This window comes from Solemya elarraichensis gill symbiont (assembly GCF_002021095.1).
GTDB lineage: Bacteria > Pseudomonadota > Gammaproteobacteria > Chromatiales > Chromatiaceae.
The window spans coordinates 1-17,555 of record NZ_MPRK01000010.1; the positions used below are offsets into that span (position 1 = coordinate 1).

General features: G+C 52.0%; 21 protein-coding genes. 20 read left to right on the plus strand and 1 reads right to left on the minus strand.

The window, feature by feature from the left end; translation table 11 throughout:
- The first annotated feature begins 34 nt into the window (after positions 1-34).
- The 15 genes from BOW51_RS01225 to hisA all read left to right on the plus strand — a co-directional run bounded on the left by BOW51_RS01225 (position 35) and on the right by hisA (position 13,676).
- Positions 35-715: a hypothetical protein gene (locus tag BOW51_RS01225; RefSeq protein WP_078476055.1), complete on the plus strand. Its 681-nt coding sequence runs from the start codon at positions 35-37 to the stop codon at positions 713-715.
- Between the two features lie 8 nt (positions 716-723).
- Positions 724-2,052, plus strand: a complete 1,329-nt coding sequence (rlmD, locus tag BOW51_RS01230) for a 23S rRNA (uracil(1939)-C(5))-methyltransferase RlmD (RefSeq protein ID WP_078476056.1) — start codon at positions 724-726, stop codon at positions 2,050-2,052.
- Positions 2,053-2,125: 73 nt separating this feature from the next.
- The gene (gene panB, locus BOW51_RS01235; protein WP_078476057.1) at positions 2,126-2,923 is read left to right on the plus strand and encodes a 3-methyl-2-oxobutanoate hydroxymethyltransferase; all 798 of its coding nucleotides are present in this window, start codon (positions 2,126-2,128) and stop codon (positions 2,921-2,923) included.
- Between the two features lie 11 nt (positions 2,924-2,934).
- On the plus strand, positions 2,935-3,801 hold the full coding sequence (gene panC, locus BOW51_RS01240) for a pantoate--beta-alanine ligase (protein WP_078476058.1): 867 nt from the start codon (positions 2,935-2,937) through the stop codon (positions 3,799-3,801).
- Between the two features lie 17 nt (positions 3,802-3,818).
- Positions 3,819-4,652: a glycosyltransferase family 2 protein gene (locus BOW51_RS01245; protein WP_078476059.1), complete on the plus strand. Its 834-nt coding sequence runs from the start codon at positions 3,819-3,821 to the stop codon at positions 4,650-4,652.
- A gap of 35 nt (positions 4,653-4,687) precedes the next feature.
- Positions 4,688-5,071 carry a sugar 3,4-ketoisomerase gene (locus tag BOW51_RS01250; protein ID WP_078476060.1) on the plus strand — a complete coding sequence of 128 codons (384 nt, stop codon included), beginning with the start codon at positions 4,688-4,690 and terminating at the stop codon, positions 5,069-5,071.
- Positions 5,068-6,279 carry an FAD-dependent oxidoreductase gene (locus BOW51_RS01255; RefSeq protein WP_078476061.1) on the plus strand — a complete coding sequence of 404 codons (1,212 nt, stop codon included), beginning with the start codon at positions 5,068-5,070 and terminating at the stop codon, positions 6,277-6,279. Before BOW51_RS01250 ends, BOW51_RS01255 begins: the two co-directional genes overlap by 4 nt.
- Positions 6,280-6,451: 172 nt before the next feature.
- A complete protein-coding gene (panD, locus tag BOW51_RS01260; protein WP_078476062.1) occupies positions 6,452-6,832 on the plus strand; it encodes an aspartate 1-decarboxylase in 381 nt (126 codons plus the stop codon).
- A gap of 17 nt (positions 6,833-6,849) precedes the next feature.
- Positions 6,850-8,994: a carboxy terminal-processing peptidase gene (locus tag BOW51_RS01265; protein ID WP_078476063.1), complete on the plus strand. Its 2,145-nt coding sequence runs from the start codon at positions 6,850-6,852 to the stop codon at positions 8,992-8,994.
- 23 nt (positions 8,995-9,017) lie between these two features.
- The gene (locus BOW51_RS01270) at positions 9,018-10,187 is read left to right on the plus strand and encodes a DesA family fatty acid desaturase (RefSeq protein WP_078476064.1); all 1,170 of its coding nucleotides are present in this window, start codon (positions 9,018-9,020) and stop codon (positions 10,185-10,187) included.
- A 48-nt stretch (positions 10,188-10,235) separates the two neighbouring features.
- On the plus strand, positions 10,236-11,060 hold the full coding sequence (locus tag BOW51_RS01275; RefSeq protein ID WP_078476065.1) for a paraquat-inducible protein A: 825 nt from the start codon (positions 10,236-10,238) through the stop codon (positions 11,058-11,060).
- A gap of 50 nt (positions 11,061-11,110) precedes the next feature.
- Entirely contained in the window at positions 11,111-11,623 is a 513-nt protein-coding gene (locus BOW51_RS01280; RefSeq protein ID WP_078476066.1) for a SixA phosphatase family protein, read from the plus strand.
- A 54-nt stretch (positions 11,624-11,677) separates the two neighbouring features.
- Positions 11,678-12,268, plus strand: a complete 591-nt coding sequence (hisB, locus tag BOW51_RS01285; RefSeq protein ID WP_078476067.1) for an imidazoleglycerol-phosphate dehydratase HisB — start codon at positions 11,678-11,680, stop codon at positions 12,266-12,268.
- An 8-nt stretch (positions 12,269-12,276) separates the two neighbouring features.
- Positions 12,277-12,915, plus strand: coding sequence for an imidazole glycerol phosphate synthase subunit HisH (gene hisH / locus BOW51_RS01290; protein WP_078476068.1), 639 nt, complete (start codon positions 12,277-12,279; stop codon positions 12,913-12,915).
- A gap of 32 nt (positions 12,916-12,947) precedes the next feature.
- Positions 12,948-13,676 carry a 1-(5-phosphoribosyl)-5-[(5-phosphoribosylamino)methylideneamino]imidazole-4-carboxamide isomerase gene (gene hisA / locus BOW51_RS01295; protein WP_078476069.1) on the plus strand — a complete coding sequence of 243 codons (729 nt, stop codon included), beginning with the start codon at positions 12,948-12,950 and terminating at the stop codon, positions 13,674-13,676.
- Between the two features lie 89 nt (positions 13,677-13,765).
- Here the strand turns inward: hisA and BOW51_RS01300 are convergent, their stop codons facing one another.
- The gene (locus BOW51_RS01300; RefSeq protein ID WP_167367205.1) at positions 13,766-14,425 is read right to left on the minus strand and encodes a cytochrome b/b6 domain-containing protein; all 660 of its coding nucleotides are present in this window, start codon (positions 14,423-14,425) and stop codon (positions 13,766-13,768) included.
- Positions 14,426-14,607: 182 nt separating this feature from the next.
- Here BOW51_RS01300 and hisF point away from each other — a divergent pair, with 182 nt between their 5' ends.
- The 5 genes from hisF (at position 14,608) to tatC (ending at position 17,493) form a co-directional block, all read left to right on the plus strand.
- Positions 14,608-15,381 (plus strand): imidazole glycerol phosphate synthase subunit HisF, encoded by a 774-nt coding sequence (hisF, locus tag BOW51_RS01305; RefSeq protein WP_078476071.1) that lies wholly within the window; start codon positions 14,608-14,610, stop codon positions 15,379-15,381.
- Positions 15,378-15,695 (plus strand): phosphoribosyl-ATP diphosphatase, encoded by a 318-nt coding sequence (locus tag BOW51_RS01310; RefSeq protein ID WP_078476072.1) that lies wholly within the window; start codon positions 15,378-15,380, stop codon positions 15,693-15,695. The genes hisF and BOW51_RS01310 overlap by 4 nt, the downstream gene beginning before the upstream one ends.
- 80 nt (positions 15,696-15,775) lie before the next feature.
- Complete coding sequence (gene tatA, locus BOW51_RS01315; protein WP_078476073.1) at positions 15,776-16,006, plus strand: Sec-independent protein translocase subunit TatA; 231 nt, start codon at positions 15,776-15,778, stop codon at positions 16,004-16,006.
- A gap of 16 nt (positions 16,007-16,022) precedes the next feature.
- Positions 16,023-16,331, plus strand: coding sequence for a Sec-independent protein translocase protein TatB (gene tatB, locus BOW51_RS01320; protein WP_043115353.1), 309 nt, complete (start codon positions 16,023-16,025; stop codon positions 16,329-16,331).
- A gap of 22 nt (positions 16,332-16,353) precedes the next feature.
- A complete protein-coding gene (gene tatC / locus BOW51_RS01325; protein WP_078476074.1) occupies positions 16,354-17,493 on the plus strand; it encodes a twin-arginine translocase subunit TatC in 1,140 nt (379 codons plus the stop codon).
- Positions 17,494-17,555 lie beyond the last annotated feature (62 nt).

The window sequence follows — 17,555 nt, forward strand, 5'->3', positions numbered from 1 at the left end:
CCCGAATCCTTCATGAAATATCCGGGCTAGCAAAATGAACATGCGCTTTATTTCCTGCCAGACCCTGCCTGATATTGCCGGTGCCCGCGCTCTTTACGAGCTGGATGAGAGCGTCAGCGATAAGCAGGTAGCCAAGATCATTTTTCATCATCACACCCAGGAGCAGGGCAGGGATGCATCATTCCTCGCACCTTTTCAGGCGATGCTGAGCGTGGTTGCCATGTTCGAGATTCGTGATTTTGAGACGCGCCTGGTTGTCACACATATAGCTGATCGCAGCGAGATGGAACTGCTCGCCGCGCTTGCGCCGAGACTCGACGGTCAGCTGGCACAGTGCTGGGATGACGGCCATCAACTTGCCGCGCTGATCAAAACGCGTGCGCTTGTTCATGCCGAGTCACTCAAGGACCTGCAACTTCAACCGATCGAGCAATTGCTGTCGCTGGTTCCCGGTGATGTAGGCATCGAGCAGATGGCAGGCCGGCTTGGAATAACTGCGCACAAGACTGTCAGTGATGAGTCTGCCTGGGATATCTATCGGAAAGAGGGCATCACACCGCTGCTTGATCGTTGCATCGATAATCTGCTGGCAACGACCCTGGTTGGCCTGCGCCAAATGTGGCTGGCAGATCTCATCGACGAAGATGCCTGCGATGAGCTCAGCGAAGCATGCCGTCTACACGCGAACAACCATACTGGCGACACCCGGGACTAATAACAACAATGGCAAGACGTCGTAGAAAACAGCTTCCACAGGGCAGTTTCCCCGCCACGATTGACTCTCTCAGTCATGATGGCCGCGGTGTAGCACACATCGATGGCAAGGTAACTTTCATCCCAACAACACTGCCGGGTGAAGAGGTGCAGTTTCACTATAGCTATCGTTCGCGCAAACATGACGAGGGCATACTCGATAGTGTCGACAAGGCGTCTGACGAGCGTGTTGAAGCGGGGTGTGCACACTTCGGTATCTGTGGTGGTTGCAGCCTGCAACACATGGCAGCCGAGGCACAGATGGCCTACAAGCAAGAGGCGCTGATGGATGCTTTCGAACGCATCGGCCATGTCACTCCGGAGACAGTCGCCGCACCCTTGCATTCTGAAGCATGGGGATACCGGCGCAAGGCACGCCTCGGTGTCCGCTATGTCTATAAGAAAGAACGCGTGTTGGTCGGTTTTCGTGAACGCGGCACCTCCTACCTGGCAGATATCCGTCACTGTAAAGTGTTGCATCCTTCTGTAGGAGAACATCTCGAGGCGCTCGGTGACATGATCATGACGCTTTCGATCAGGGAACAGTTGCCGCAGATCGAGGTTGCTGTCGGTGACGATGCCACGGTCATGATTTTCCGCATACTTGAACCCCTGAGCGAGTCGGAAGAGAAAACCATTGCCGATTTTTGTGCACAGAGAGCATGGACTCCATACCTGCAGGATGGTGGGCCGCAAACGGTCAAACCACTGCGCGATGTGGCCACGTTGACCTACTCATTGCCACAGGAGTCGCTGCAGTTCGAATTCCTGCCCAACGACTTCACCCAGGTCAACAGTGATATCAACCGCCAGATGCTCAGCCAGGCAATGGAGTGGCTCGACCTGCAGGGCGACGAGAAGGTGCTGGATCTTTTCTGCGGCCTGGGTAACTTCACCCTACCGCTGGCGCGCAGGGCAAAATCTGTCCATGGTGTTGAGGGTGACACCGCACTGGTTGAACGTGCCAGGCAAAACGCGATTCGAAACGATATCGACAATGTCAGTTTCGATGTCGCCAACCTCTACGATGAAGAGACACCGGCATTTAAGTGGGCAAAGCAGAAGTACGATGCCGTCCTGCTTGATCCACCGCGCAGCGGTGCGCTGGAGATGATGCCGCTGGTGGCAAAAATGGGGGCAGAAAAAATTCTCTATGTTTCCTGTTATCCGGGTACGTTGGCGCGTGATGCCGACGTGCTGGTTAATCAGTATGGCTACCGCATGGTCAAGGCCGGCGTAATGGATATGTTTCCGCACACAGCGCATGTTGAATCGATGGCGCTGTTTGTCAAAGATTGATTTTTCTGCCTGACACATCCATGATTATGCACTGCAGCATGACTGCATTCAGCGAAACAACCCGGGGCAGTAAATGAGCCGTATAAGCATCACACAGCTTGAAGAGATGAAGCAGAAAGGCGAGAAAATCGCCATGCTGACCAGCTATGACGCCAGTTTTACCCGTCAGATTGAAGATGCCGGTGTCGAGACCATTCTCATTGGTGACTCTCTTGGCATGGTGATCCAGGGGCATGACAGCACGATCCCGGTCACGGTTGATGACATTGTCTACCATGTCAGCAATGTCGCCCGGGTCAGTCGTCGCGCACTTCTGATTGCAGATATGCCCTTTCTCAGCGACAGCTCTCCTCAAAAGGCACTCGCAACAGCCAGACGCCTGATGAAAGAGGGCGGGGCCCAGATGGTCAAGCTTGAGGGTGCAGGTGAACGTCTTGGCGTGATTGAAACCCTGGCATCCCACTCGGTTCCCGTGTGCGGACATCTTGGCTTGCTGCCACAGTCGGTTTTTCTTCTCGGCGGCTACCGTGTGCAGGGGCGTGAGGAGGAAGAGGCACAGCAGATGCTCAATGACGCAATTTCTATCCAGGATGCGGGTGCGCAGATGCTTGTGCTTGAGTGCGTGCCGCGTCAGCTTGCAGAAGAGATCAGCAAGGCGCTTGTTATTCCTGTTATCGGTATTGGTGCGGGCGCCGGTTGTGACGGCCAGGTATTGGTTGTCTATGACATGCTAGGTATAACTCCCGGTAAACTGCCAAAATTTGTCAAGAATTTCCTTGAGGGCAGCGGTTCTGTAGCGGCTGCGCTCAAACGCTACAATAGGGAAGTCAAGGATGGTACCTTTCCTGACAGTGAGCACGCTTTCCTGTAGGTGCTGACAGTATGATCACACTGCATGATGTCATTGTATTACGCGCCCGCGTCGCCGACTGGAAGTCGCAGGGTAAACGTGTTGCACTGGTGCCGACCATGGGTAACCTGCATAGCGGCCACATCTCCCTGGTGAAACGTGCGAAAGAGCTGGCTGATGTTGTCGTCAGCACAATCTTCGTAAATCCAATGCAGTTTGGCGAGGGTGAAGATTTCGACAGCTACCCGCGTACACTTGAAGATGACCAGTTGAAACTCGAAGCGGCAGGCAACGACCTGCTGTTTGCACCACCGGTCGAAGCTGTCTATCCCAACGGCAAGGCACAGCAGACAACTGTTTCGGTTCCCGGTGTTTCATCCATCCTCTGTGGTACATCGCGTCCGGGACATTTTGACGGAGTCACCACGGTGGTCACCAAGCTGTTTAACATGGTGCAACCGGATGTCGCCCTGTTCGGTGAGAAGGATTATCAGCAGTTACATATCATCCGCAGGATGACCGAAGAGTTGTCGATGCCGATTGAAATCATCGGCTGTGCCACGCAGCGTGAAACCGATGGCCTGGCAATGAGTTCAAGAAACGGTTATCTCACTGCAGAAGAACGTCATATCGCACCGCGTCTCTATCAAATCCTGACGCGTTCAGCCGAGTCGATTAAATCAGGTATTTCGCTTGCAGATGTTAAGCTGCAGGCCACCAACGCGCTGCGGGAAGCAGGCTTCAGCCCGGACTATTTCGAGATACGTGATGCTGATACATTGCTTGAGCCTGTTGAATCAACCGATGTGTTGGTGCTGCTTGTCGCGGCGCGCCTTGGAAGCACCCGATTGATTGATAACCTGCGCATTGACGACGCAACCAGTAATGTTATTTATTAAGCAGAATTGAAGTTTATATGAATCAGGGATCGAAAGTTACTGCATTAGTCCCCGCCTATGAATCTGCCGGCTTTATACAGGAGACGCTTGATTCACTTTCAGCTCAAACCTACGACAATTTTGATGTACTTGTTTCAGTTGATGTTTGTGATGATGACACTTATGAAATCTGCTGCCGGCACGCCGCAGCGGACAGCCGCTTCAAGGTAATCAGGGTTACAGGAAATCGACTGGGATATGTAGGCAATTGCAATTTGTTAATGCGCCAGGCCGAGGCGGATTATGTCATGCTGGCATTTCATGATGACCTACTTGAGCCAACATTTACAAGTAAGTTATGTGCAACTCTCGATAGTCGGCCGGAAGCCGTCTTGGCTTTCCCTGATGTTCACTATACAAGTGTTGATGGTTCTGAAGAGATTTGGCAGTACAAACTTCTTGAAGAAGTTAAAGAGCGTGTAAAAAGAGGGCGGAGAATAGTGTACAGACTGGATAGATGGTGGGTGCCGAATCGTGGCATGTTCCGTCTTGAACGCTCTCGCAGGATAGGTGGGATCAAGCATCATAGAGCTAACGAGTTTTCAGTTGACTTGCCCTGGCTTTTTCATATGAGCTTGCTTGGCGAGTTTATCCGCGTGCCCGAAGTGCTGTGTCACAAGGTTCGCAAACCAGGTAGTCTTTCACGATCATGGGATTTTACTGCAAGGCAGTACTTCGAAGTCATATCGTCTTGTATGCGTGAATTGTGGAACTCTGAGCTGACGACCGAAGAGAAAATGCTACTAAATGCCGATATTATGCATATATTGAGAGAGTTACATTCAAAAATACCTCAGCCAGAGCAATCCTGATTGACTTGGTATGAGAGTTAGTGGAACAGAATAATATGTTTGATGGGCAAGTTGCGTTGATTGATTCGCCGGGTATAAGGGATCAGCGTGGCCTGCTTGTTCCATTTGATTTTGAAAACCTGCCTTTCATTCCCAGTCGCATTTTCACTGTCAGCCAGGTACCCGCAGGAACAGTTCGTGGTGGTCACGGCCACAAAAAGGGCGTGCAGTTACTGATTGCTATCGAGGGTGAGATCGAGGTGATATTGATAGCAGGCGAACAGCAAGCAGTGCATATTCTGACACCAGGCCGGCAAGGATTATTGATCAGGGCCGGGATCTGGTTTCAACAGAAATATCTGCGTGAGAACTCTGCTCTCCTGGTAATTTCCAGTGAGCCTTATGACCCGGACTCTTATTTTTTTGAGCCGGGGTCATGAAGCAGCGGTCAGTTGCGATCCTGGGAGCAGGCATCATGGGTTGCTGTACGGCACTGATGCTGGCAAGAAAGGGAATTGATGTGACCCTGGTTGATGCGGCAGCAGAGCCCTTTCAGGGTGCGAGCCGCTGGAATGAAGGGAAAATACATCTCGGCTATCTCTATGCAGCCGACCGGGGATTTCGGTCAGCAAGACATTTCCTTAGTGGCAGCCTCAGTTTTCGTCCGCTTGTAGAGCAACTGCTAGAGTCTTCCATTGAACCAACCATCGGCCAGAGGAGTGATATTTTCCTTTGCCATCGTGACTCTGTTGTCGACGTGCAATCACAGTGGGCGTATCTTCAGGCCGTTGACAAACTGGTTGGTGAACATCCCGATGCTGCAAATTACCTGCTTGATTCTCGTCACTGCCAGAGCAGTAAAATAGCCACGAAAGAGATTGGGAACCTCACTAACCATGAGGACATTATTGGTGGTTTTAATGTTCCTGAACACTCGGTTTCGACCAACACTATTGCTGACATGTTTGTTAATGCCCTGAATAATGAACCACGTATTAACCAAGTCATGAATTGCCGTGTTACATCCGTTTGTTCAACTAATTCGCATGGACATGAATCCTGGAAGATTGTGGATTCAACAGGTGAGTCCGGCAATTTCGATATTTTGATTAATGCACTGTGGGAAGGAAAGTTGGCAATCGACAAAAGTGCAGGCCTGGAATTGCCTTTTGAATGGTCTCACCGTTACCGACGTGCACTCTTTATTCAAACATCGAAGCTGCTTGACGTCCCCAGTACCATAATCACCACGGGAGCATTTGGGGATATCAAAAATTATGACGGGCACGAATTCTACCTCTCATGGTATCCGTCTGGCCTCAGTGCCTATGGCACAGGGATTTGTCCACCAGCAGTCCCAAGACTTGATAGCACTGAAAGGGATCAGCTAGTAAGCAAGATATTTTCTAACTTGGCTGACTATCTGCCAAAGGTCAGACGGATTCAGAAATACCTTGATACATGCCGTCTGGAAGGCGGGTGGGTGTTTGCCGCAGGCAGAGGGGAGCTCTCAAGCCCTAAGTCAACACTACATCGAAGAGATGAGTTTGGAATCAGTCAACTTGGCGGTTATTTTTCCGTTGATACCGGAAAATATGGTTCCGCTCCCTGGCTTGCAAAGCGACTGGCAGATCTAATCACTGGCTGATATTTCGCCCTTTTTATTGCGCACCGCACAAATTCGTGAATAATGTGTCATAATATTGCAGATTTTTTGGCATTTACGGCAATTTGAGGGTGAATTTGCCGCTGCTTGCCCCTATTATTCAATTAACATAACGCAAAGAAATTTTGCCTTTAGATAACAGGTTTACAACACGATGCAGCTGACACTACTCAAATGTAAACTGCACCGCGCGACGGTGACGAACTCGGAACTGGAATATGAGGGCTCCTGCGCTATTGCTCAGGACCTGCTCGATGCCGCCGGCATCCTGCCGTATGAACAAATCGAGATTTACAATGTCACAAATGGTGAAAGATTTACCACCTATGCAATTGAAGCTGAACGTGATTCGGGAATAATCTCGGTCAACGGCGCAGCTGCACACAAGGCGGACCCTGGTGACATTATTATCATCTGCGCTTACGCGCGTATGAATGAAACCGAGGTCAAGACCTTCAAACCTTCCCTTGTCTATCTTGATGAAAATAACGAGATCAAGGGTTTAGGTGATAGGATTGCAGTACAGGTGGCCTGATTTTATGTAGGAGATTCATGAAAATACTCAAGTCCTCGGCGCTTTTGACAAGCGCGCTGGTTTTATTTCTGGCGGTTGCAAGCGTCCAGGCCGCGGTCAGGGAAGTCCCTCTTTCGGAGCTGAAACCCAAGTTCCGACAAGCCCAGTCCATGCTTCTCATCAGCGACGTGCTGAAGAAATACCACTATAAAAAGCATGTGCTCGACGATGCCTTTTCAGCACTGATTTTTGATGAGTATCTCGAGCTGATCGATCCCAACAAAAGCTACCTGACACAAGAGCAGGTCGACGCTTTCCGTTTCAACTACGCAAAACTTTTCGACGATGACATTCGCAATGGTCGTCTTGAACCTGTCTTTACTATCTATAAGGCGTTTCGTGCAGCTGTTGAACGGCAAACTGCAATCGCACTTGAGTTGCTCAAAAAACCGATTGACCTGACGACTAACGAGACATATCAAATCGACAGGGAGGATGCACAGTGGCCTGCAGACCAGGCGGCACTTGACGCTCTCTGGGTCAAGCGCGTCAAGAACGATATGCTCTCCATGCGCCTGTCGAAGAAGGATAAAGATGAGGCGCTAGAACAACTCACCAAGCGTTACGAGGGAGTTCGACGTCGTGCGCGCCAGAGTGAGAGTGATGATATTTTCCTGCTCTTCATGAGTGCCTATGCGGGTGCAATTGAACCCCATACCGGTTACATGTTGCCACGCAATGCCGAAAACTTTGATATCAGCATGCGTTTGTCACTGCAGGGCATTGGTGCAGTTCTCGGTGTCGAGAACGAGTACACCGAGGTACAGAAGATTATTCCTGGCGGACCGGCTGAGAAATCATCGTTGATTCACCCCGGCGATATGATTACCGGCGTGGCGCAGGGCGAGGACGGCGAGATGATCGATGTCATCGGCTGGCGTCTGCAGGATGTGGTTGACAAGATTCGTGGTGCAAAGGGTACCGTGGTACGACTGACGATTCTTCCCAAGAAGAGCGGCAGCGGCGGTGCAAGCAAAGAGATTACGCTGGTACGTGATGAGATCAAACTCGAGGAGCAGGCTGCCAAGTCATCAGTCATTGAGGGCGAAAAGGATTTGCATGACCAGAAGATCGGCGTTATCGAGATTCCCGCATTCTACCGGGACTTTGCTGGCGCAAGCTCCGGCAATAAAGACTTTCGCAGTACCACCCGTGACGTACGTAACCTGCTCGTAGAGCTGCAGGAGAAAGGTGTCGACGGCATTATTATCGACTTGCGTAATAATGGTGGTGGTTCCCTGATCGAAGCGACAGAACTGACAGGGCTCTTTATCGAGTCAGGCCCGGTTGTACAGATTCGAGACTACAACGGCAATGTTGAATCCGAGATCGATCCGGATCCGGCTATCGCTTATCGTGGTCCGCTTGCTGTCATGGTCAATCGCAACAGTGCTTCAGCATCTGAAATCTTCTCTGGAGCCATCCAGGATTATGGGCGCGGCATCATTATCGGTGAACCAACCTTTGGTAAAGGCACAGTACAGCAACTCGTTGAGTTGGGTAATTTCCTCACCAAGGCAAGTGACATGGGGCGCATGCGCGTGACTATTGCACAGTTCTTCCGCGTCGATGGCGGCAGTACCCAGCATCGTGGTGTAGTGCCGGACATCCAGTTTCCAACCGTGATTGAGGTTGATTATGGCGAACGCTCTCTCGACAATGCTCTGCCGTGGGCAAGTATTGAGCGAGCCAGTCATGATGAATGGGGTATTGGTAATATCGATACGGTACGCAAACGCTCTGATCAACGCATTAAAAAGGATGCCGGCTTCAAGTACCTGAAGGCAGAGGCAAAGATGATTCACAAGATCATGAACCAGAAGGTTGTCAGTCTCAACGAATCAAAACGTAAAAGTGAATGGAATAAACGCGAAGCTGAACGCCTGCGTCTGCACAATAACTATCGTCGCTCGATCGGTCTGGCCCGGTTAAGCAAAAAGGAGTTTCTCGAAGATGATGACCAGCTCCTCGAAAAGCGCCGCGAGGAGGAGAAGCTTGAAGAGGTTGAACTGAAGGAATCTGCCCGTATATTGGCAGACGTGATTCAACAAAAGCTGGCTCCCGTTATCCGTTCTGCACAAGTTGTTGTCAAGGATGAACAGGATTCTCATTTTCAACACTGACTGAAGCAGTCGGAGAAGTATTAATGGCACATTTGTTCGATTTAAGCTGGTGGCAGCTTGTGCTTGTCGCTCTTGGCCTGACGCATATCACGATTGCCGGAGTGACCATTTTTCTGCATCGTTCACAGGCGCACAAGGCCGTTGAACTGAGCGCACCGGTAAATCACTTCTTCCGTTTCTGGCTGTGGCTGACCACGGGCATGGTGACGAAGGAGTGGGTTGCTGTTCATCGACTTCATCATGCCAAGTGTGAAACAGAAGGTGATCCGCACAGTCCGCAGGTTGAGGGTCTCAATCGTGTTCTGTGGCTCGGTGCCTGGCTCTATCGCAAGGCAAGTGCAAACCGGGAGACACTCGATGCCTACGGCAAGGGCACGCCGGACGACTGGCTCGAACGAAAAATCTATACACCTCACCCGGGGATTGGCATCAGCCTGATGCTGATTATCGACCTGATTCTGTTCGGCTTTGCCGGCGCTGTGATCTGGGTCGTGCAGATGGCGTGGATTCCATTCTGGGCTGCAGGCGTCATCAATGGTATCGGCCACTATTTTGGTTACCGTAACTGGAATACCACCGATGCCTCGACCAATATTATTCCATTCGGCCTGGTTGTCGGCGGTGAGGAGTTGCACAACAATCACCACGCCTTTGCATCGTCTGCACGTCTCTCGAGCCGCTGGTACGAGTTTGATATCGGCTGGCTCTATATCCGCCTGATGCAGGCGCTTGGCCTGGCGCGAGTGAAAAAGGTGGCGCCAAGGATTCGTGTGCGCAAGGATATTCGCATTGTGGATCTTGATACGGTTTCGGCCGTTCTGGGTAACCGCTTGCAGGTTTTTTCCAACTATGCGAAGCAGGTGGTCAAGCCTGTTGCCAAGTCTGAACTGTGCAGTTCACGTAGTGCGTGTCGTGAAAAATACAAGGCAGTACGAAGCCTGCTGGCAGATAGCCAGCGGCTTGATGAGGCAGCACGCCAGCGGCTTCAGAAACTTCTCGAAGAGAGCCAGCTTCTTGAGACTGTCTACCAGTATCAGGAAAGACTGTCGTCACTCTGGGAGCGCACTGCTGCCAGCCAGGAAGCGCGTCGTGATGCTCTGCAGGAGTGGGTTGTTCAGGCGGAAGATGCGGGCATCGATGCCTTGGCGCGATTTGCTCGACAACTCAGAGGCTATACCATTACCTCAACATAGGTGAACGTTAAGTCGTTGTTTCATTCACCCTGTACAGGAAATCTCTGCATGCGCAGGTTTGTTCTTTTTGCCGTTGTCACTCTTTTCGCGGCACTGCTCTTTTTTGCCTGGACCACCTGGCAACAGGCGCAGGCCTTCGAACGTGAAACCGAGACCATCATTACCCGCTTGAGTGCCGAATCACAGGTGGAGCAGGGAAAAAACCAACTGCTGGAGCTGCTCTCTTTCGGCTATTACGACGACTACTCGAAGCATCTCGAAGAACTCAACAGACACAAGGAACTTCAGTCAGCCTATGCCGAGTCAGTCGAGATCATGACCTGGTTGTTCGGCGGAACTGCCTTGCTGTTACTACTGCTTGCCTGGTTTGCACGTTACGACCTGGGCGACGTTGCGTACGCCATGCTGGGTATCGCATTAATTTCACTGCTGGTCGGACTGGCCACGCCAATTCTCTCGATCGAGGCGAGCAAGGATCTGCCGGTACTGGGTGATACCTTGCTGCAGTACCAGTCGAAAGGAGTCCTCTCGACACTGGATACGCTGTATGAAAACGGCTACTGGTGGCTAGCTCTTGTATTGCTGATCTTCAGTGTCGTGTTACCCATGATGAAAACGGCTGTCGGCGGGCTGACCTTCTTCAGCCGCACCAGCCCGCTGCTGGAGAAGTGGTTCCACATCAGCCATCATCTCGGCAAGTGGTCGATGGCTGATGTCTTCGTGGCCGCAATCCTGGTGGCATTCTTCGCCAATAGCGGTGCTGACAGCCTGACACATGCAGAAGTGCGCCCCGGATTATGGTTTTTTCTCGGCTATGTATTGTTGTCAATGCTGGCATTCCAGTTCCTTGGCAGGGAGATGAAACGGAGGTGATTGGCACAGGGCGTTACAGACATGTCGCAAAACCCGTTTATACTTGAGGCATGAATGATTCGAATCTTCAGCTGATTCTGTTTCGCCATGCGAAGTCTGACTGGGCGTCTGGCGCCGCAGATGACTTCCATCGTCCGCTTGCTGCGAAAGGGAAGAAAGCGGCCAAACAGATGGGCAAACTGCTTGCGACCATGGGGCAGACACCGGATTTCATTCTCACCTCGTCGGCGCTGCGTACACACGAGACGCAACGCCTCGCATCCGTCAGCGGACACTGGGGAGCACCGATCGGTGTGACTGATGACCTCTACGAAACCAGTCCGGCTGCAGTACTCAAAATTATCCGACAGATGCCGGATCAGTACCGGCGAGTGATGTTTGTCGGACATGAGCCCTGCTGGTCGCAGTTGACGAGTCTCCTGATCGGGGGAGGGCAGGTGCGTTTTCCCACGGCGGCAATGGTGCGTATCGATTTTGATCTGAAGCACTGGTCGCAAATCACGCAGGGGAGCGGTGAACTCAACTGGTTTTTGCCGCCGAAACACCTCAAGAATTGCTGCTGAACAGCAAAATCTGCGTTAGAATATTTCTTTTGATGAATTGAAGATCCCGGAACGATGGCGCGAACAGCGGAAATCGAACGCAATACACTGGAAACACAAATCCGTGTTGCAATCAATCTTGATGGCAGCGGCAAGGCCTCATTTGATACAGGTGTGCCTTTCCTCGAGCACATGCTCGACCAGGTTGCACGTCATGGGCTGGTTGATCTTGAGATCACTGCCAAGGGTGACAATCACATCGATGATCACCACACGGTCGAGGATATAGGCATTAGCCTCGGCCAGGCATTCGCACAGGCGATCGGCGACAAGAAGGGCATCAATCGTTATGGACACGCTTACGTGCCACTCGACGAGGCGTTGTCACGCGTGGTAATCGATTTTTCCGGTCGTCCCGGCCTGGAGTTCAATGTCGATTTCAGCCGTGCTCGCATTGGTGAATTTGATGTCGATCTCTTCATGGAGTTTTTCCAGGGTTTCGTCAATCATGCCGATGTCACGCTGCACATCGATAACCTGCGTGGACGCAACGCGCACCATGTTGCCGAAACAGTATTCAAGGCATTCGGCCGTGCCATGCGTATGGCGCTGGAAGCTGATCCGCGCATGGCAGGCGTTATGCCATCGACCAAAGGCTCGCTCTAGGTTCACACATGGAGACAATCGCTGTTGTTGATTACAATCTTGGCAACCTGCATTCGGTTTCCAAGGCGGTAGAACATGTTGCCCCGGACGCGCGCGTACTGGTGACCGATAATCATGCTCTGATTGCGCAGGCTGACCGGGTGGTTTTCCCGGGACAGGGCGCTGCACGCGACTGTATGAAAGCGATCAGTGACCATCACGTCGAGGCGGCTGTGCGCGAGGCCGCCGAGGTCAAACCGTTTCTTGGTATCTGCATGGGTTTACAGGTTCTCATGGAGTACAGCGACGAGAATGGTGGCACGCCGCTTCTTGACCTGTTTCCCGGCCAGGTACGACATTTCGCACGCGGCCGTGTCGATGACAATGGAGTGCCGCTTAAAATCCCTCACATGGGATGGAGCCAGGTCAAACAAGTCACTGACCATCCGATGTGGCAGGGGATTGAAGACCAGAGCCGTTTCTATTTTGTACACAGCTATTATATTGTGCCGGATGACGATTCAATTGTCGCCGCGACTACAGACTATATTTCACCATTCGCCTGTGCGATTGCATCGGATAACCTCTTTGCGGTGCAGTTTCATCCTGAGAAGAGTGCTGATGCAGGTCTGCAACTACTGAAAAATTTCGTTAACTGGAAACCTTAAGGTTTCCAACATACTCAAGACAGGTATTTCCCATGCTGATGATTCCAGCCATCGACCTCAAAGATGGAAAGTGTGTCCGCCTGCGCCAGGGGCGTATGGAAGATGACACCGTATTTTCCGATAATCCCGTTGACATGGCAGCACGCTGGGTGAATGAAGGTGCGCGACGTCTGCACTTGGTGGATCTCAATGGGGCATTCGAGGGTAAACCGGTTAATGGTGATGTTGTCCGTGCCATTGCCGACAGATGGCCGGATTTGCCGCTACAGGTGGGTGGCGGTATCCGCGATGCAGAAACCATTGCGGCTTATATCGATGCAGGTGTTGATTTTTGCATTATCGGCACAAAAGCGGTTCGCGAGCCCGAATTTGTCGATGAAGTCTGCAAGCAGTTTCCCGGGCACATTATTGTTGGTATCGATGCAAAGGATGGCATGGTTGCCGTTGAGGGTTGGGCCGAGGTGTCAGACGTGTCGGCAATCGACCTGGCAAAACGTTTCGAGAGCGCCGGAGTCAGCGCCATCGTCTACACGGATATAAGCCGTGACGGCATGATGCAGGGAGTCAATCACGAGGCTACGGCTGCATTGGCAGAGGCAATATCAATCCCGGTTATTGCTTCCGGTGGCATTACAGATATCACGGATATATCAAGGCTCATGCAGGTCGAGGATAGTGGCATCACGGGTGCCATTACCGGCCGTGCAATCTACGAAGGAACGCTTGACCTTGCCGAGGCCCAACGTCTGGCGGATTCCTGATTTCTGGTCTTTGCTATATAGTCATCCCGGGCTTGCCCCGGGGCTGGCAGACACAGCCTGCATACCTGTTGGTGCAGGCCCCACTATTATCACTTCTGCTTTTCCCTGCCGATTTCACTGATTGAAACATTAGGCACTGGATCGACTGTGCTGTTGTCATTCTCACCCGGCACAAAAAACTTGTGACCGTTAATCATGGCGGAGATCTCCGCACTGCTGCCTTTCAGGTCATGCAAAACGACTGCGACTATATGCAGCAGCATGATCGTGAAGAGTATGTTGGCCAGGATGCCGTGCAGTGCAGGAAGGTAGACTCCGGCAAGAATCGGTATATTTCCCTGTACAAAACCACTGACGGCCTGCAACAGCAGCAGGGCGATGATAAAGATATAGAGAGGCGCCCACAGGGGGTTGTGTGCATACCAGCGCGGTAGCGGCATGCGTCCGAAGGAGAGATAGAAGCGCAGCATCTCGCCGATCTTTTGCCACTGCGGATCGGGTGTTAACGCCTTCAGACTGGCATTCTCCTTGTCTGTGAACAGCAGCAGGATGCGCAGCAACAGTCCGAGCGTGAAGAGCGGCGCAAGCAACAGGTGTATATCAATCGTGGCATCCGCGATGATGGGCGCCTTGTCGATCAGCCAGCCGCTCGCGAAAAGAGCCAGTCCGGACAATGCGATCACCCAGTGGGCGATTCGCTGCCATTTGCTCCAGATCAGAATGCGTTGAATTCCGGTTGCATTTGCCAAGTGAGATATTCCTGCTATCATGCACAAAGCCGTATTGTAACGTCTGTTGCATCGCAATGAGGCAAGATATCTCAATCTGAAGTGCTGCAATGCGGGCCTTTTTACAGAATCCGTGCTTGCTTATTCCCTTGCTGCGCTAAAATGTTAAACTGCCTTTCTGTTTTGATATGAAGTGAATTCCTATGGGACTCGCCAAACGTATAATTCCCTGTCTCGATGTTGATGCCGGCCGCGTGGTCAAGGGTGTCAAGTTTGTTGATATCCGCGATGCCGGAGATCCGGTAGAAGTTGCGCGTCGTTATAACGAGGAGGGTGCGGATGAGATTACCTTTCTCGATATTACCGCCAGTTCCGATGAGCGCGAAACCATCGTGCACGTGGTTGAGGAGGTTGCCGGCGAGGTCTTTATTCCACTGACCGTTGGTGGCGGTATTCGCGAAGTGGCCGATGTACGCCGCATGCTCAAGGCCGGTGCCGACAAGGTCGCTATCAACACGGCCGCAGTATTCAATCCGGAGTTTGTGCGGGAGGCAGCCGACAGTTTTGGTTCGCAGGCAATCGTGGTTGCGATCGATGCAAAGAGTGTGTCAGGCGAGTGTGAACCAAAGCGCTGGGAGATTTTTACCCATGGCGGGCGCATGCCGACCGGTATCGATGCGATCGAATGGGCACGCAAGATGGCTGACTATGGTGCAGGCGAGATTTTACTCACGAGCATGGATCGCGACGGTACAAAAATCGGATTCGATAACGAATTGACGCGCGCTGTTGCCGAGGCCGTACCTATCCCTGTCATCGCATCCGGCGGTGTCGGTGATCTCGACCACCTTGTCGATGGCGTCAAGCTAGGCGGCGCAGATGCAGTGCTGGCGGCATCGATTTTCCATTTCGCCGAGTACTCGATTGGCGAGGCAAAGCAACACATGGCAGATGCCGGTGTCGAGGTGAGACTATGAGCGATGTTCTGAAACAGCTTGAGGCGGTCCTTGAGGAACGCAAGCAGGCGGATCCCGATAGCTCATATGTCGCTTCCCTGCATGCCAAGGGGCTCGAAACAATTCTCAAAAAAGTCGGCGAAGAAGCGACTGAGACCGTCATTGCCGCTGTTGGTGGTGATGAAGGCCAGATTGTCTACGAGACGGCAGATCTCTGGTTTCATACCATGGTGATGTTGTCACACAAGGGAATCAGCCACGAAGCAGTACTGTCGGAACTGGAGCGTCGCTTCGGACTTTCCGGAATCGAAGAAAAAGCGTCCCGAAAGGGGTAATCAAGTAACTATTTTGTAGAATCTTGCGGTATTATTGACGCAAGTTTGAAAAGGCCTATAGCCATTGAGAGGATGAAATTATGGGATTTGGCGGAATCAGTATCTGGCAGCTGTTGATTGTATTGGCGATTGTTCTTCTTATTTTCGGAACCAAGCGCCTCAAGAACATGGGGTCTGATGTTGGCGGAGCTGTAAAAGGCTTCAAGAAAGCGATGAAAGACAGTGAAGCCGCGAATGCGGAAAAGCTGGAAAAAACCGACGATGACTCCGTCATCGAAGGTGAAGCAACTAAAGAAAAAGAAAAGTCCTGAACAGGGCTGACTGACCATGTTTGATGTAGGTTTCTGGGAACTACTGATCATCGGTATCGTTGCCTTGCTTGTCATTGGCCCTGAGCGACTGCCAGGTGTGGCACGCACCGTTGGCGCCTGGACAGGGCGGGCCAAGCGCTTTGTCTCGTCGGTCAAGTCAGATATTGACCAGGAGTTGCGTGCTGACGAGCTCAAGAGAATTCTCAAGGACCAGGAGGAGAGCTCCTCGCTGCATGAGATCATTGAGGACACGAAAAGCGATCTCGATGAGATACGCAAAGAGACGGAATCCGCGGTGAAAACCGGCAGCGATTCGCTCAAGTAATCCCCAGGTAATTATTTAGCCCATGTCCGTGAACCTCGATACAGAACAGCCGTTTTTTTCACATCTCTTCGAACTGCGTGATCGCCTGATTCGCATCGTTGTGGTTGTTCTGGTCGCATTTCTGGCGCTTTTCTCGTTTGGCAACCAGATCTATACCATGGTCGCCGAACCGCTCATGCAGCACCTTCCGGAAGGCACCAGCATGATTGCAACCGAGGTTGCATCACCTTTCCTGACACCTATGAAACTCAGCCTGGTGGCGGCGATTTTCCTGACGATTCCATTCACGCTCTACCAGTTCTGGGCATTTATCGCCCCCGGACTCTATCAGCATGAACGCAAGATGGTGATACCGCTGGTTGTCTCCAGCACGCTGCTTTTCTATATGGGTGTGGCATTTGCCTTTTACGTGGTCTTCCCGCTCGTTTTCGCCTTTCTTACCGGCACAGCGCCCGAGGGCGTTGCTGTAATGACCGATATGGGGCGTTATCTGGATTTCATCCTGACGCTCTTTTTTGCCTTTGGCCTGGCATTCGAGGTGCCGATCGCCGTCATCATCCTCATCTGGACTGGTGCGACTACGCGTGAAAAGCTATCTCGTGGCCGTCCATTTGTGATTGTTGGTGCATTTGTTCTTGGCATGCTGCTGACTCCGCCGGATGTCATCTCGCAGACCTTGCTGGCATTGCCGATGTGGGTGCTGTTTGAATTCGGCCTGATCGCCTCGGCTTTCTTCGTAAGCAAGAAGAAAAAAGACGAGGAGTCTGACGACGATGAAGACTCAGACTCAAATGAAGAGAAGGGTGAGGGCGAAAACGAAGTCAGCTACCCGGACGACTACGAAGCGCCGACAGACGAACAGCAGGAAGCTGAACTTGATCGCCTCGACTGGGAAGATGATGAAGACTGGGCCGAGGATGAGGATGATGAGTCCTGGAATGATCCGGGAGACGATACAGAATCCCCTGATGCAACTGGAGAAGAGGATGCCGAGGCTATTATCAACGACCTCAATGAGTCACGCCTGAAACGCGTCATGGAACTGCGCCAGCAGGGTGATGTTGCCGAGGCACGCAAGCTGCTCTACGAGGTGCTTGCGAACGGAAACAACGACCAGATCATGGTGGCCAGGAACATTCTCGAGCAGCTTGACCAGGATTAGCCGGGGATTTCCCCGCAGCCTGTGTGCTGCTGCATGGCCCCAAAGACTGCATGGTTGGCACT